Source organism: Dehalobacter restrictus DSM 9455, from assembly GCF_000512895.1.
Lineage (GTDB): Bacteria > Bacillota > Desulfitobacteriia > Desulfitobacteriales > Syntrophobotulaceae > Dehalobacter > Dehalobacter restrictus.
The window spans coordinates 1,833,782-1,847,660 of the sequence record NZ_CP007033.1 but is presented as its reverse complement, the minus strand read 5'-3'; the positions used below and the strand labels follow the sequence as shown (position 1 = coordinate 1,847,660).

Here is a 13,879-nt window from a genome sequence, read left to right as displayed (position 1 = left end):
CGCTCAAAATCGTATAGGGAGGACACTATGAAGATCGTCGTTTTGGATGGATATACGCTTAATCCCGGAGATATATCATGGAGCGGGCTGGAAAGGCTTGGGGAGCTTACCGTCTATGACCGCACCGCCTATCATGCCGGCAATGAAGATTTGATCATGGAAAGGATCGACAGGGCGGAGATTATCTTTACCAATAAAACACCTTTATCCAGAACAGTGCTGGAAAACGCACCTGATTTAAAATTTATCGGGGTTCTCGCAACGGGCTATAATATTGTCGATGTTGAGGCAGCCAAAGAAAGAGGAATTGTCGTAACGAATATTCCGGCCTACGGGACGAATTTTGTCGCTCAGATGGCAATTGCGCTGCTACTTGAAATGTGCTGCCATGTCTGGCCGCACAGCGAATCGGTTCGGAGAGGAGAATGGTCCGGCAATCCGGACTGGTGTTACTGGAACTACCCACTCATAGAACTGGCGGGAAAGACCATGGGAATCATCGGTCACGGCAGAATTGGCCAGGCAACTGGAAGAATAGCTCAGGCTTTGGGGATGAGGATCCTGGCTGTTGACAGTAATCCCGATCCGTCCTTGGAAAGTCCTGATATGAAATATGCCGATATGGATACACTACTTGCTGAATCCGACGCAATTATGCTGCACTGCCCGTTGTTTGAAAATACCAAAGGAATCATCAACAAGCAGACTATTGCTAAAATGAAACCCGGTGTGATGATCGTAAACAATGCAAGAGGACCTTTAATCGTTGAGGAAGATTTAGCCGAGGCCCTGAACAGCGGAAAGGTTGCCGGAGCCGCGTTGGATGTTGTGTCGACAGAACCGATTCAAGTGGATAATCCGCTGCTTCAGGCCAAAAACTGTATCATTACACCGCATATTTCCTGGGCCTCGCTGGAGGCAAGAATCCGGCTGATGGATCTGGCTGTGCGCAATCTGGAACAGTTTCTGGCAGGGTTTCCCGAAAATGTGGTCAGTTGAACCGGTAATCGTTTGTATAGTAACGATGTAAACTTTTTCGTTTCATTTTTCTATCCCATTTTTAGCCCGGCTCTGGTCGGGTTATTTTTTTAGATGATAAGCGGAAAAAGATTTTACATTTTACTGGAAAATTAATGACAAACTTAATTAATTCCTTTATTATGTAAGATATGTAAAATATTCTATAGTTTAAGGTGGATACATCGTATGGCTAGAGTAAACGTTCCATATATTATGGCGTGTGAAGATGTCATTAATGAAAATGAATCCTTAACTTACAAAAACATTCTTTTCACAAAAACAATCAAAGCTTTGTTTGAAAAAATATCCCTTAATATTGTCGTTGGGGTTCAAGTTTTTGAGTCGGAAGACGCTGAAGAAAATGAGGGTGACATCATACTTGAAATGACAGTAAAAGATGATAAAGATGAGTATGTCACCAAACTGCCGTTAAAAATTGAAATACCAAAAGGAACAAAAGATATCTCGGTAAAGATCGTATTTAACGAGATACTCATAAAATCACTCGGATCATACAAGTTTGTTGTCAGTAAAGGGAGGAAGAAACTCAACGAATATCGAATATTAATAACGATGGGAAAGGGAGAAAAAGAATGAATACGCTCACAATGGATGTAGACTTTAATAAAATATCAAAAGCTAAAGCTTCCCCTGAGAGTAATCATTCGGATTTTATATCTGCTATAAAAAGCTTCACTTCACCAAATAATATAGAATTCACCTTTAGCGCAGGAATTAATGGGTCGAATGTTGATGTTTATGAAAAACATGAGGTTTTATTTGCCGAATATACAGTGATTTTTACGGATGAAAAAAGTTTTGAAATAAGGTCAGGGTATAAAGAACCAAAGTCATTGAATAAACATAATAGTGTTCTATCAAGGATTGGTGGTGCTATTATGGGATGGCTTGCTTGTTCTCCAATTGAATCTTTCGCTGAAGAGATTAAAAGTTCTTATACGCAGCATGTCGGCTTAATTGCCTCTCTAGCGGCTCTAGGTTCTGCTTTTGCGGCTTGGACTGGTATTCCTATTTTTAGTATTATTGGTGGGTTTATTGGACTTGCCGTTTTTGACGCATTAATAAGCTTAATACCTGGAGCAGTTAAAGAAGGGAAGGAGAAAGATCATAGCTTACAGGCCAAACTATGTGCTTTTTGTGTAAACTTAGCCGCAATTATGGTTGGCGTTATTGCCCATAATTACTTTGTCAACTTGACTTCCGGGCTAAGTAGTATTGAATATTTCCCTGCCAAAGTCGTATCCAATGTTCATTATTTGATTGTCTTTTGGGTAGGGATGATCTATGTTACAAGAGTCATCGGATATGCAGCAAAAATTAATAAGGTACCAACTCCATGGTTTGTTAAAGCATTGAAAGGAATTGGTTCTAATAACGAAAAAGGGAAAAAGGGAAATAAAGAGTTATAATCTTTTTATAAATGGATATTTATTTTTGGCAAATCAAAAGGGGCTGTTGCACAACGAACGTAACCGTTCGTGGGCAATAGCCCTACTTTTATTGCGTGAGAAATAGCAAAAGCGGGCTCAAAGAGCCCGCAAATACTGTATAATTTAGTTATGCAACTAAATAAATTACACAACAAAAATTATACAGAATATCATGATGGGTATCAATTAGTTTTACCATTTAATTTTGAGGTATTAATACCGGAGGATGACTCCGTTCGACTGCTCAGCCACATACTGGAGGGATTAAACTACAAAGAGCTCTATCAGGCATACTCTTCTACCGGAAGAAAACCTGCAGTCGAACCAAAAATCCTATTCAAGGTGCTGACTTATGCTTACATGAACAATATCTATTCGAGCAGAAATATTGAGAAAGCCTGCCGAAGAGATATTAATTTCATGTGGCTCTTGGGGGGAAATCCGACCCCGGATCATTCGACCATTGCCCGGTTTCGAAAAGACTATCTCGTCGATGCCATCGACGGATTATTTTATCAAATGGTCATCTATCTGCATCAGATCGGCGAAGTAGCCTTCGAAAATCTGTTCATCGACGGGACAAAAATTGAAGCGAGTGCCAATCGTTATACCTTCGTTTGGAAGAAGGCAGTGAGCAAAAATGAAAGCAAAATGTTTACTAAGATACAAGGTTGCCTGGAGAAAATTAATGAAACCTACCATACAAATTTCAGCGTCAACAAAGATAGCCTGTGCCGTGATCTGGCGGGAATAGTCATGTATTTAGAGGAGAAGCAAAAAGAAGAAAACATCGAATTTGTTTATGGCATTGGCAAACGGAAGACAGAATTGCAGCGATATACCGAACAAATCAAAGAATTTTCCTTACGTCAGGCAGAATACGATAAACATAATGCTCTGTTTAATGGCAGAAATAGCTACTCCAAGACAGACACGGATGCCACCTTCATGCATATGAAAGACGACCATATGCGCAATGCCCAGCTAAAGCCGGCTTACAATGTTCAGATTGGAGTCGAAGGCGAATACATAACGGGCATGAATATTTTTCAAGACAGAAACGACTTAAACACGCTGATCCCCTTTTTAAAAGAGATGGAGGGCCGCTTAAAATACCGGTACAAGAACATCATTGCCGACTCCGGCTATGAAAGTGAAGAAAACTATCTGTATCTGGAGAAGCAAAGACAGGCCTGTTACATCAAGCCGCAAACGTATGAGCAATGGAAGAAAAGAAGTTTTAAAAATGATATCAGCAAACGAGAAAACATGGATTACAATGCCGAAAAAGACGAATACACCTGCAGTAACGGCAAGCAACTTAAACCTGCAGGAATCACAAATAGAATGTCAGCAACCGGTTATCGGTCTGAAATAACGGTATATGAATGCGAGGACTGCCAAGGCTGTCTCAAGAGAGAGAAGTGTACAAAGTCCAAAGGAAACCGACGGATGCAGGTTTCCAAGAAATTCATCGAGAAACGCCAGGTATCCTATGAGAATATTACATCCGAAAAAGTATCTTACTTAGGGTAAATCGGTCTATTCAGGCGGAAGGCGCCTTCGGGGTCTTGAAGAACGATTACAACTTCAATCGTTTCTTAACACGCGGCAAAGTAAGTGTGAAAAATGAGTTTATGCTGTTGTGCTTTGGATATAACTTCAACAAGCTTCATGCTAAAATACAGAATGAGCGCATTGGGAAACCGCTTCACCGGCTAAAGACGGCTTGATACTAGCGGGATAGACTGCTTACTTCCAAAGACATATCGATTACAAAGACCAAAGATTAGGCGATGCAATGTCTAACCAGCATAAGCGGAGCATGGATTGCGCAGCGCGGCTTTTTGCGCCACGGAGGGCGCAACTTGCCGAAAGCGGGTAGACATTGCATCACCCTGCCTTCTTGAGCCTTATTAGTCATACCTATGACTATCCAGTTATGAAAAAAGCCAGCTAAAACCTATAACGATTTTGCTGGCTACTTATTTAACTATTGGAGAAGGCGGTATTGCCCCACTACATTTGTAGTTTTGCAACACCGCCTTTTTAGTGCCCTCATGAATAGCGGGTTTTTAGACGAATTTTGGTGCGGCCGAGAGGACTTGAACCTCCACGAGCGTAAGCCCACTAGTACCTGAAACTAGCGCGTCTGCCAGTTCCGCCACGGCCGCATCGACAGATTACATTATATTTGATGGTTCTATGCTTTGTCAACACAAAAGCGTAAAATACGCAATTGTTCGTTTTTCTGAAACCATTAGTTATAATTAAATCCCCCTGAGTGACTATTTTGTACTGAAAAGATGATTTAGCTTAATGTTAGTTATATCTTTTTATAGACCGAATAAGTGAATTAAGCATATAATGCATTACATATATTACCAACGGCTTAGAAAGGAGTGTTAAAAAATGTTTTTCTTTCCATTATTTGCTGGATTTGCGCTTGGAAGGTTATGGTCTCGTAACTACTATTGGTAAAATTTCTTATAAAGGGGCTAAGAGGTTAATTCCCTTAGCCATAAACATATAATGAATTAACCGTGAAACTTAATGGAACTTACGGTGCATATGGAGGTAGTTTTGCTATAACCAAAGAAAAGAAGGGCATTCAAAACGAGGCCACTGAAAAAGTGGTACCTGAACCTCAAAAGCAAAAGAGCTGGAATTACGAAGAAAGAAGTAATTCCAGCTCTTTTTTGATACAATTAAATAGAGAAAAAACTTCAGCGCAGGTAATCATATGATAAAGAAACAAACAAGCCTGGCCTTAAGTCCCTATATGGGCATATACGATTTGATCATACCCAAAGATAATTTATTGCGACAGATGAACGAATTAGTGGATTTTAATTTTATCTACGACGAGTTGGTTAATGTCTATTGTCAAAATAATGGACGAGGTGCAATAGATCCAGTTCGGATGTTCAAATACCTTTTACTAAAAAGCATTTTCGACATATCAGATGTTGATGTGGTGGAGCGATCAAAATACGATATGTCATTTAAATATTTTCTTGATATGACACCGGAAGAAGAAGTCATTGACCCCAGTTCACTGACCAAGTTCAGAAAGCTACGGCTCAAAGATACAAACCTGCTGGATCTATTGATCCAAAAAACAGTTGGAATCGCTTTGGAAAAAGGTATTATAAAAAGCAAAGCCATCATAGTAGATTCTACCCATACCCAGGCAAGATACAATCAAAAATCACCTCGGGAGCATTTAATAGAATGTTCTAAGAGGCTACGCAAAGCCGTCTATGCCATAGATGATAAGATGAAAGAGCAATTCCCGGCAAAAGTTAATAATGGCTTACTGGAAGATGAACTAGCGTATTGCCAAAAACTAATAACGGTCATTGAAAACGCAGAACACATTTCCGGTTACCCTGCTGTAAGAGAAAAACTAAATATGCTAAAAGAAGTGGTTGAGGATGACCATGAACAATTAGCCTTAATGTCAAAGGATGCCGATGCCAAAATGGGTCATAAAACAGCGGATACAGCCTTTTTCGGATATAAAACTCATCTAGCCATGACGGAAGAACGGATCATAACTGCCGCAGTTGTTACATCAGGAGAAAAACATGACGGGAAACAACTTCAGGCCCTGGTAGAAAAAAGTGAACAAGCAGGAATTGAAGTTACAGATATCATTGGTGATGCAGCCTATTCCGAAAAAGATAACATCGTATATACGAAAGAAAATAACATCAATCTGGTTTCTAAGCTGAGTAAAACAGTGACACATCAACAATCGAACCGAATAAATCCCAATATATTTGAATTTAATAAAGATTGTCAGATGTATGTTTGTCAGGCTGGACATATGAGCTTTAAAAAGACAAGCACCCGGCCTAAAAAACATGCTAAAGACGGTACAGGAACGGTAGAATCCTACTTATTCGACGTGGAAAAATGCAAAATCTGCCCCTATAAAGCAGGCTGCTATAAAGACGGGGCAAAAACCAAAACATATTCTGTAACGATAAAACACCACACGCATGAAGAACAGGCCATATTTCAGGATAGCGAATATTTCAAAGAAAAGTCAAAGGAACGTTACAAAATTGAGGCAAAAAACAGCGAGCTAAAACATAGACATGGGTATGGTGTTGCATCTGCTTCAGGCATATTTGGTATGCAGCTACAAGCGGCGACCACAATATTTGCTGTTAATTTAAAAAGAATTATAACTTTAATGGGTTAAAAAGAGAGTGATAAACTAAGCCATTACATATAAGAATTGAAAAACCAGGAGAATGAGTCAATATATCTCATCTTCTGGTTTTTTGGTTGTGTGGTTTAAGCGAAAAACAAAGTGTTTTTCAGTGGCCTCATTCAAACCCCACTTTTCTTATTTTATTAAAATTTTTTAGAATTTAGAAGATAACTCCTAAAGCAATTAAAATTAATATTGCAATGGCAATGATCCCGACTCCAGCTCCACCATAAATAGGAGCTACGGGAGCAACCGGAGCTACAGGTGCCATAGGTCTGCAACAACATCCACCGCCGTATCTAAACATAATATTCTCCTCCTTTCAAAATTGATTTAAATTAGAAAACAATACCCAAAGCGATTAACAGAAGAATAATTACAACAACGATTGCAATACCACAACCACAACCACCGAGACCTCCTGCTGCGCCCCCAACTACTCCATCATAAGCCATTTTTTGAATGCCCCCTTTCCTCATAAAGAATAAACAGCTAGAGAATATAGCTCATAAGAATATCATAAGAACTTTATAGGCCAACTGATCTAATTTTATTTAGAGCCATTAACGTGTAAGTTAAATAAGTTATTCTCTAGTGTCCTTACACTATATGAGACACGACTGAGAAATGGTACTATATGGAAAAAAGGATAATAACTGCTAAAATGTTAGGGGCATATACGTTTGGAGTTTTACTAGGATTTTATTAAGGAACTTAAATAGGCTGAGTAACTGGTATTAGTTTCTTTATCAATAAAAAAATGAATTTTTGATCCTAGAAAACATGTGTATAGCGTGATGGGATAAAGCTTTTGTTCGAGTCTTGCTTTTCATTATGGTTTTTGTTATCCTTTTCCATTGGGGGCATTTTGTTTTTTTCAGTTAGTAATAGGCAGGAATATATAGATTAATAGAGAAAGTAACTTAGGTTTGGGCTAACCTTTGAAATTGGAGATATTGAAGAAATGTGGAAGGTGATTTGTGTTGAAGGGTTTTATGAAATCGTTGTTTGAATGGGTCGTCATCGTTGCAATTGCTTTTGTTCTCTCTTTGGTGATCCGAAATTATTTGATTGATACCCGAATCGTCCCGACCGGCTCGATGCTGCCTACGATTCAGCTTCAGGATCGTTTAATCGTGGATCGGTTCTTTTATAAATGCGGTGATATCAAGCGCGGAGATGTTATTGTTTTTGAAGCTCCCGAGTCTATGATGAAGGATGAGGACCTCGTCAAAAGAGTCATCGGCTTGCCCGGAGAAAAGCTTGAAGTCAAAAATGGAAAAGTCTATATTAATGACAAGGTTCTAGATGAGCCTTATGTCGAATATCCCGCTGATTATGAATATGGGCCTGAAAACGTGCCGGAGGATTCCTATTTCATGATGGGGGATAACCGTCCTGCCAGTTACGATAGCCATCGTTGGGGCGCCTTGCCCAAGGAGAAGATATTGGGAAGGGTCTGGATCAGGTACTGGCCTTTAGACAGTATGGGACCCCTGACCAAATTGCCTGAAGATTATTTGAAGTAGGATCAAACCGCAAAAACGATAACGCCAATAATATGGATATGCGAGGGATGCCCGATGGATCCAGTCTTCCTTTATGTCATCAGCGCAGTCATGGTCGGGATCATTCTCGGATTTGGGACAGGATTCAGTATCCGTGGAGGCCAAGCCAGAGGACTACTGGAAAAAGCCCGGACGCTTGAACAGGAGAATGAAAGGCTGCATGCGGAACTGAATCAGGAATATGAAAGAAGAATGCAAAATTCCGCTGTCATTTCTGAACTGCGTACCCGGCTTGAGATGGAGCAGACAGCGTATGAAGAGAAATTAACGCTTCTCAGTCATGCAAGGGAGGAGCTCAGTAACGGCTTCAAGGCCTTATCCGCTGAAGCGCTTAAGAATAACAATCAGTCCTTTCTCGAATTGGCAAAAGTTGTGCTTGAGAAGACCCAGGTCCAGGCTTCGGCTGATCTGGAAAAAAGGCAGACTTCTATCGATGAACTCGTAAAGCCTTTGCGGGAGTCGCTCGACAAAGTTGATCTGAAGATTAACGAACTGGAACAAAAAAGAGCAGGGGCTTATGAAGGGCTGCTTAAGCAAGTCGAAAATATGGCGTTCGGGCAGGAAAAGCTACAGCGGGAGACCTTGAAGCTGACTTCTGCTTTGAAATCGCCGACTGTCAGAGGACGCTGGGGAGAAATCCAGCTGCAGCGGGTTGTAGAACTGGCCGGCATGGTGGAGTACTGTGATTTTTACCAGCAGGAGGAAGTCAGCGGGGAGTCCGGTAGGCAGCGCCCGGATATGATTATTAGGCTTCCGGGGAATAAAACGATCGTCGTCGATTCCAAGGCTCCGCTCGCGGATTATCTCGAAGCTGTGGAAGCACTCGATGAAGACCAGAAGAGAACAAAGTTGTCGGGCCATGCCCGGCAGGTCAAAAATCATATTACCAAACTTGCCGCGAAGTCTTACTGGAACCAGTTCGATTTTACGCCGGAATTTGTTGTCATGTTTCTGCCGGGTGAAACCTTTTTCAGTGCCGCGCTGCAGTCAGATCCGGAACTCATCGAATACGGCGCCGGGCAAAGGGTCATCCTGGCGACCCCGACAACGCTGATTGCGCTGCTTAAAGCCGTGGCTTACGGCTGGAGCCAGGAACAGATCAACGAAAATGCCCGCCATATCAGCGAGCTCGGTAAACAGCTCTATGACAGGATCAGCGTTTTGACCGAGCATTTGTTGGACATCCGCAAAGGACTCGCTCAGGCCACTCAGGCTTACAATCGGGCCGTTGGCTCCTATGAAAACCGGGTACTCGTGACCGCCAGGAAATTCAAAGAGCTCGGGGTTGCCGGAGATAATGAGATCGGTGAGATGGAGATCCTCGAGACCGGGCTTCGGGAGATTGCGGCAGGAGATAATTAATATTTTAGGAAAGTCTGAATGCCGGACTTCCCAGTCGAATGCTACGTGATTTTAAAAAGATGTATGATTGCATCTTTTTTTGATTCCAAGCAAAGAAATGTCTTCATGGGTCTTAAGAAAACTAAAAATCTTTACGATAATAATAAGGAAGTCTAATATCCATGGAGGGATGAAGATGAAGGTTTTAAGTTCAGCTGTTGATCTTTATTCGGACTACAAGCTGGAACAGCAAAAGACCGTCAATGAAAGGCTGAAAGCCTGGGTTGACGGACAGGGCACGGATGCAAACGATGAAACAGAGCCAACTGCGGATTCGCTGACACTTTCGGGTGACGCTTTGGCTAAATTACAGGAGAATCCCGCAGTGAGCAGCTCAGAAACAACTGCTGAGTCGGAAGATGAATTTTTTGAACTCAGCCCTAGGGAGAAAGAAATTATCTCCCTGTTAGAAAAATTCCTTTCCAAACTGTCCGGGAAAAAGGTAACGATTGACGTACCGGACAAACTAACTCTTTCAGGTCCGGGTAACAGTGATTTTGGTCACCTAATGGCAGCAAAGAATGACGGCAACAATAATGGGAACGGCAGTCAGAAGGTTGGCTGGGGCGTTAATTATCACTATGAAGAGTCCTATACAGAAAAAGAATCCATGAACTTTTCAGCCCAGGGCACAATTCTTACCGAAGATGGCAGTGAAATAAAATTTAAGCTGAATATCGCTACAAGCCGCGAGTATACAGCCTATCAGCGTATCGATATCAAAGCTGGAGATGCTTTGATCGATCCGTTAGTGATTAATTACGGTGCAGGCGGCGCAAGCCTGTCAGGATTTAAAACGGATTTTGACCTTAATGCCGACGGAACGCAGGATACAATGTCTTTCCTGGCTGAAGGCAGTGGGTTCCTTGCTTTGGATGAGAACAGCGATGGAGTCATCAATGACGGCAGCGAGCTCTTTGGACCGACAAGCGGAGATGGTTTCGGGGAGTTAGCCGAATATGATAACGATCAAAACGGCTGGATCGATGAAAACGATTCCATCTACAAAGAACTTAGCCTTTGGATTAAGGATGCCACCGGCAACGACCAGCTACTGGCCTTAAGTCAGGTTGGAATTGGCGCAATCTATTTAGGCAATGTCGATTCGCTATTTTCACTGAAAGATACGGATAATCATTTAGACGCTCAGATCAAGGAAACTGGCATATTTCTAAAAGAGAACGGAGAAGCAGGGGCGGTCCAGCACGTAGACTTTGCGGTATAGCGAGAGGATAAGCTAATACAAAGGGACGAATTTTTTATTCCCTCAATTAAATAATGGGGATAAAGATTCGTCCCTTTCATTTCGCGGTTGTCTTAACCTAAAGAGAGTTCAGAAATTGTTCCAGCTCTTCAATATTCGCTACAGAAAATGCACCGGTACAATACTCCTGGTATTTCCCCATCAGACAGTCGCCCTTGTCCCACTGGTCCTTGCTTAGGGGATTCAGCCAGTACAAGGCTGCGGCTTTTTCTTTGATCTGGGCCAGGACGTCGCTGCCGTCCAGCCTGTTCCGGTTGTTTTTGCCATCTCCTAAAATCAGCACCGTGGTTTTCTTCGGCAGGAAAGGCAGATAGCGGTCGGCAAACTGCAGCAGCACATTACCATAATGGGAGTAGCCTGTGCGGTTATAGCCGCTAACTTTGCGCAAATTGCTAAGTGAGCCTGTCCAGTCCTGCTCCTGGAAATAATCTGTCGCTTCCACGAGCTGATCAACGAACAGAAATGAACGGACGTTGGCATAGCGCTGCTGCGTCGCGAAGACAAACATCAGCATGAAGTAAATAAATTTGCTAACGGAATTGGACATGTCACAGAGCAGCCAGAGGTCGGGTTTCGATTGTTTTCGCTGCATTTTTATCAGGTTCAGCGGGATTCCGCAGGTTTTCAGGGAATGTTTGATGCTACGGTTCAGATTGATAGTGCCGCTTGGACCTACTTTGCGGCGCCTTCCTTTGCGGACGGCCAGTTTTCGGCCTATCTTCTGGATTTCCTGCGACATTTGAGTGATCTGCGCGTCGTCGCAGTCCAGAAACGAAACCGTTCGTGGATTTCGTTTTTTCATTTCCTGGATCAAATGCTCCGAACTCATATTTCTAGCCAGCTGGCGTTCAATTTCATCTTTGAGTAAATGGTTCCATTCTTCAAGGGCTGCCCGTGCCGCCAGGTATTCCGCTTCAGATAGTTCATTCTGTTGGTAAGCCTTTTCAATATGGCTGGCTGCTTCATTCCAACCGCTCTGGGTCCGGAAAGCAGCCAGGCCTTTTTCGCGATCCTCGATGCTGAGTTCAAGATTCAGGTTCAAGCCCTGCAGGACAGCATAAATCAGATCGATTTCATTGTTCAGCACGGCCTCAATCAAGAGCTCTAGCGGGACAGTTTTGCCGGCACTTCCTCCGTGGCCTTCTTCCTGGGAAAAGCGGCCCCGGCTTTTTAGAATGCCCAGATGGTCCGACGACATTTCCAAATCAGGGCCAAAATATAACTCGATCAGCCATAAAGCATAATCAGGGCCCCAAGGAGATTTGATCAGCGTCGTATTAATGAGGTGATAAAAAGTATATTTATCCATTTTATCAAGATCGAGCATTTTCAGCAGCCGGATGCAGTCAGATATTTCGCGTGAATTTACGTTAATGCCGGATTTTCTGAGCAGTCCGGCAATTTTAAGAATGAAGTATTCCATCAAACCAATCCTTTTGGTTCACTTTTTCCAGGACATGCTGGCAGTCATCCTGGTATTTGAAAAGGATGTTCAGCGCGCTGGAAGCGACTTCCGCCGTTAGTTCTTCGACCTGCAGCTGTTCCAGGATGTTGACCCAATCGATCACTTCGCTGATGCTGGGGTGTTTTTTGAGCTTCTCGAGCCGCAATTTGCGGATGAAAGTAACCGCCTGTTTGCCAAGGCTCTCCTTTAGATTCGGGAAGTGGATCTGAAGAATCTCAAGTTCTCTCTGCTCGTTCGGGTAATCAAGATGAAGGTACAGACATCTTCTTCTTAGCGCCTGGCTTAAGTTTCGCGTGCTGTTGCTGGTCAGCAGGACGGAAGGGATGCTCACAGCGGAAATCGTTCCAATCTCCGGTATTGAAATTTGCCAGTCCGACAGAATCTCCAGCAGAAAGCTTTCAAATTCCTCGTCGCTTTTATCGATTTCATCGATCAACAAAACGGAAGGGGTTTCGCCTGTTATGGCCTTCAACAGAGGCCTTTTCAGCAAAAACTCATTTGTATAAATATTCTCACTCGTATCAGACCACGCGTTGGTTCCCGGTCCTTTGGTCTGAATATAGAGAAGCTGTTTCTGGTAGTCCCATTCATAAAGAGCTTTGCCTTCATCGATGCCTTCATAGCACTGGAGGCGGATCAATTCTCGATTGAGGTACTGGCACCAGGCCTTGGCAAGCTCAGTTTTTCCGGCTCCGGCCGGACCTTCAATTAACAAGGGTTTATTTAGCAGCAAGGAATATTGCAGGATCATGGCGGTACTGTCATCGGCTATGTAGCCGTGTTGGCGTAATCCTTGCTTGATTTCATCTGCATTCATGGTATCCAGTTCCTTTCTCACTTAATATTATCATTATAATTTGAGTGTGAATTTTAGCAATGACTTTTTTAGCAATGGCTTCGATCATAAAAACTTGTTTTGGCTTTAGAAATTGATTATGATAGGAAAAGAAGATTTACAGTGAACTTGAAGAGGGTGAATTCGTGGAAAACATTGAAAATAAAACCATTGAGGAACTTGCCGAAGCCCGTCATTCAAAAAATACCTTTGAAGTACATGAGGGAGGTCTTTCTTTTGGTGAAAGGCTGGCGGATAAGCTTGCAGACTTCGCAGGCAGCTGGACCTTTATCATTATCTTTATTTCCGTCCTTTTATCCTGGATCGTGCTAAATACCATACTTCTATTCGGTCATGCATTTGACCAGTACCCTTTTATTCTGTTAAATCTTGTGCTATCCTGTATCGCTGCAATGCAAGCGCCGGTTATTATGATGAGTCAAAACAGGCAGGAGAATAGGGACCGACTAAGAGCAGAGCATGATTATGAGGTTAACCTGAAATCGGAGATCCTGATTGAGGAAGTACTGAAACGTTTAGATGTAATTGAAAAAAGACAGGAAGACATACTTCAGACGTTACAGCGGAAGTCGGAAATCACACAAAAAAATTCTGAAAATTGTACGAAATAAATCATCAGATTTAGCTGT

At 42.4% G+C, this 13,879-nt stretch carries 11 protein-coding genes, 1 tRNA gene and 1 pseudogene; 9 read left to right on the top strand and 4 right to left on the bottom strand.

Annotated elements, in window-relative coordinates; translation table 11 throughout:
* Positions 1-27 precede the first annotated feature (27 nt).
* From DEHRE_RS08850 to DEHRE_RS08835, 4 genes and pseudogenes are all read left to right on the top strand, one after another.
* Complete coding sequence (locus DEHRE_RS08850; protein ID WP_019226372.1) at positions 28-999, top strand: D-2-hydroxyacid dehydrogenase; 972 nt, start codon at positions 28-30, stop codon at positions 997-999.
* A gap of 207 nt (positions 1,000-1,206) precedes the next feature.
* Complete coding sequence (locus DEHRE_RS08845) at positions 1,207-1,617, top strand: hypothetical protein (RefSeq protein WP_019226373.1); 411 nt, start codon at positions 1,207-1,209, stop codon at positions 1,615-1,617.
* Positions 1,614-2,450: a hypothetical protein gene (locus DEHRE_RS08840; protein WP_019226374.1), complete on the top strand. Its 837-nt coding sequence runs from the start codon at positions 1,614-1,616 to the stop codon at positions 2,448-2,450. The genes DEHRE_RS08845 and DEHRE_RS08840 overlap by 4 nt, the downstream gene beginning before the upstream one ends.
* 150 nt (positions 2,451-2,600) lie before the next feature.
* Positions 2,601-4,204: pseudogene (locus DEHRE_RS08835) on the top strand (IS1182 family transposase).
* 354 nt (positions 4,205-4,558) lie between these two features.
* Here DEHRE_RS08835 and DEHRE_RS08830 read toward each other — a convergent pair.
* Positions 4,559-4,645 (bottom strand) — tRNA-Leu (locus DEHRE_RS08830).
* 569 nt (positions 4,646-5,214) lie between these two features.
* Here DEHRE_RS08830 and DEHRE_RS08820 point away from each other — a divergent pair.
* Positions 5,215-6,684, top strand: coding sequence for an IS1182 family transposase (locus tag DEHRE_RS08820; protein ID WP_025205295.1), 1,470 nt, complete (start codon positions 5,215-5,217; stop codon positions 6,682-6,684).
* 172 nt (positions 6,685-6,856) lie between these two features.
* On the opposite strand, the gene DEHRE_RS15000 is transcribed toward DEHRE_RS08820, so the two are convergent.
* Entirely contained in the window at positions 6,857-7,003 is a 147-nt protein-coding gene (locus DEHRE_RS15000; RefSeq protein WP_019226506.1) for a hypothetical protein, read from the bottom strand.
* Between the two features lie 688 nt (positions 7,004-7,691).
* Between DEHRE_RS15000 and lepB the strand changes: the two genes are divergently transcribed.
* The 3 genes from lepB (at position 7,692) to DEHRE_RS08805 (ending at position 10,890) form a co-directional block, all read left to right on the top strand.
* Positions 7,692-8,225 carry a signal peptidase I gene (gene lepB / locus DEHRE_RS08815; protein WP_423779588.1) on the top strand — a complete coding sequence of 178 codons (534 nt, stop codon included), beginning with the start codon at positions 7,692-7,694 and terminating at the stop codon, positions 8,223-8,225.
* A gap of 54 nt (positions 8,226-8,279) precedes the next feature.
* Complete coding sequence (locus DEHRE_RS08810) at positions 8,280-9,626, top strand: DNA recombination protein RmuC (protein ID WP_019226504.1); 1,347 nt, start codon at positions 8,280-8,282, stop codon at positions 9,624-9,626.
* Positions 9,627-9,801: 175 nt separating this feature from the next.
* A complete protein-coding gene (locus DEHRE_RS08805; protein ID WP_019226502.1) occupies positions 9,802-10,890 on the top strand; it encodes a hypothetical protein in 1,089 nt (362 codons plus the stop codon).
* Between the two features lie 97 nt (positions 10,891-10,987).
* Here the strand turns inward: DEHRE_RS08805 and DEHRE_RS08800 are convergent, their stop codons facing one another.
* On the bottom strand, positions 10,988-12,352 hold the full coding sequence (locus DEHRE_RS08800) for a VWA domain-containing protein (RefSeq protein ID WP_019226501.1): 1,365 nt from the start codon (positions 12,350-12,352) through the stop codon (positions 10,988-10,990).
* Positions 12,333-13,211, bottom strand: a complete 879-nt coding sequence (locus DEHRE_RS08795; protein WP_019226500.1) for an AAA family ATPase — start codon at positions 13,209-13,211, stop codon at positions 12,333-12,335. Before DEHRE_RS08795 ends, DEHRE_RS08800 begins: the two co-directional genes overlap by 20 nt.
* Before the next feature lie 164 nt (positions 13,212-13,375).
* Between DEHRE_RS08795 and DEHRE_RS08790 the strand changes: the two genes are divergently transcribed.
* Positions 13,376-13,861 (top strand): DUF1003 domain-containing protein, encoded by a 486-nt coding sequence (locus DEHRE_RS08790; RefSeq protein ID WP_019226499.1) that lies wholly within the window; start codon positions 13,376-13,378, stop codon positions 13,859-13,861.
* Positions 13,862-13,879 lie beyond the last annotated feature (18 nt).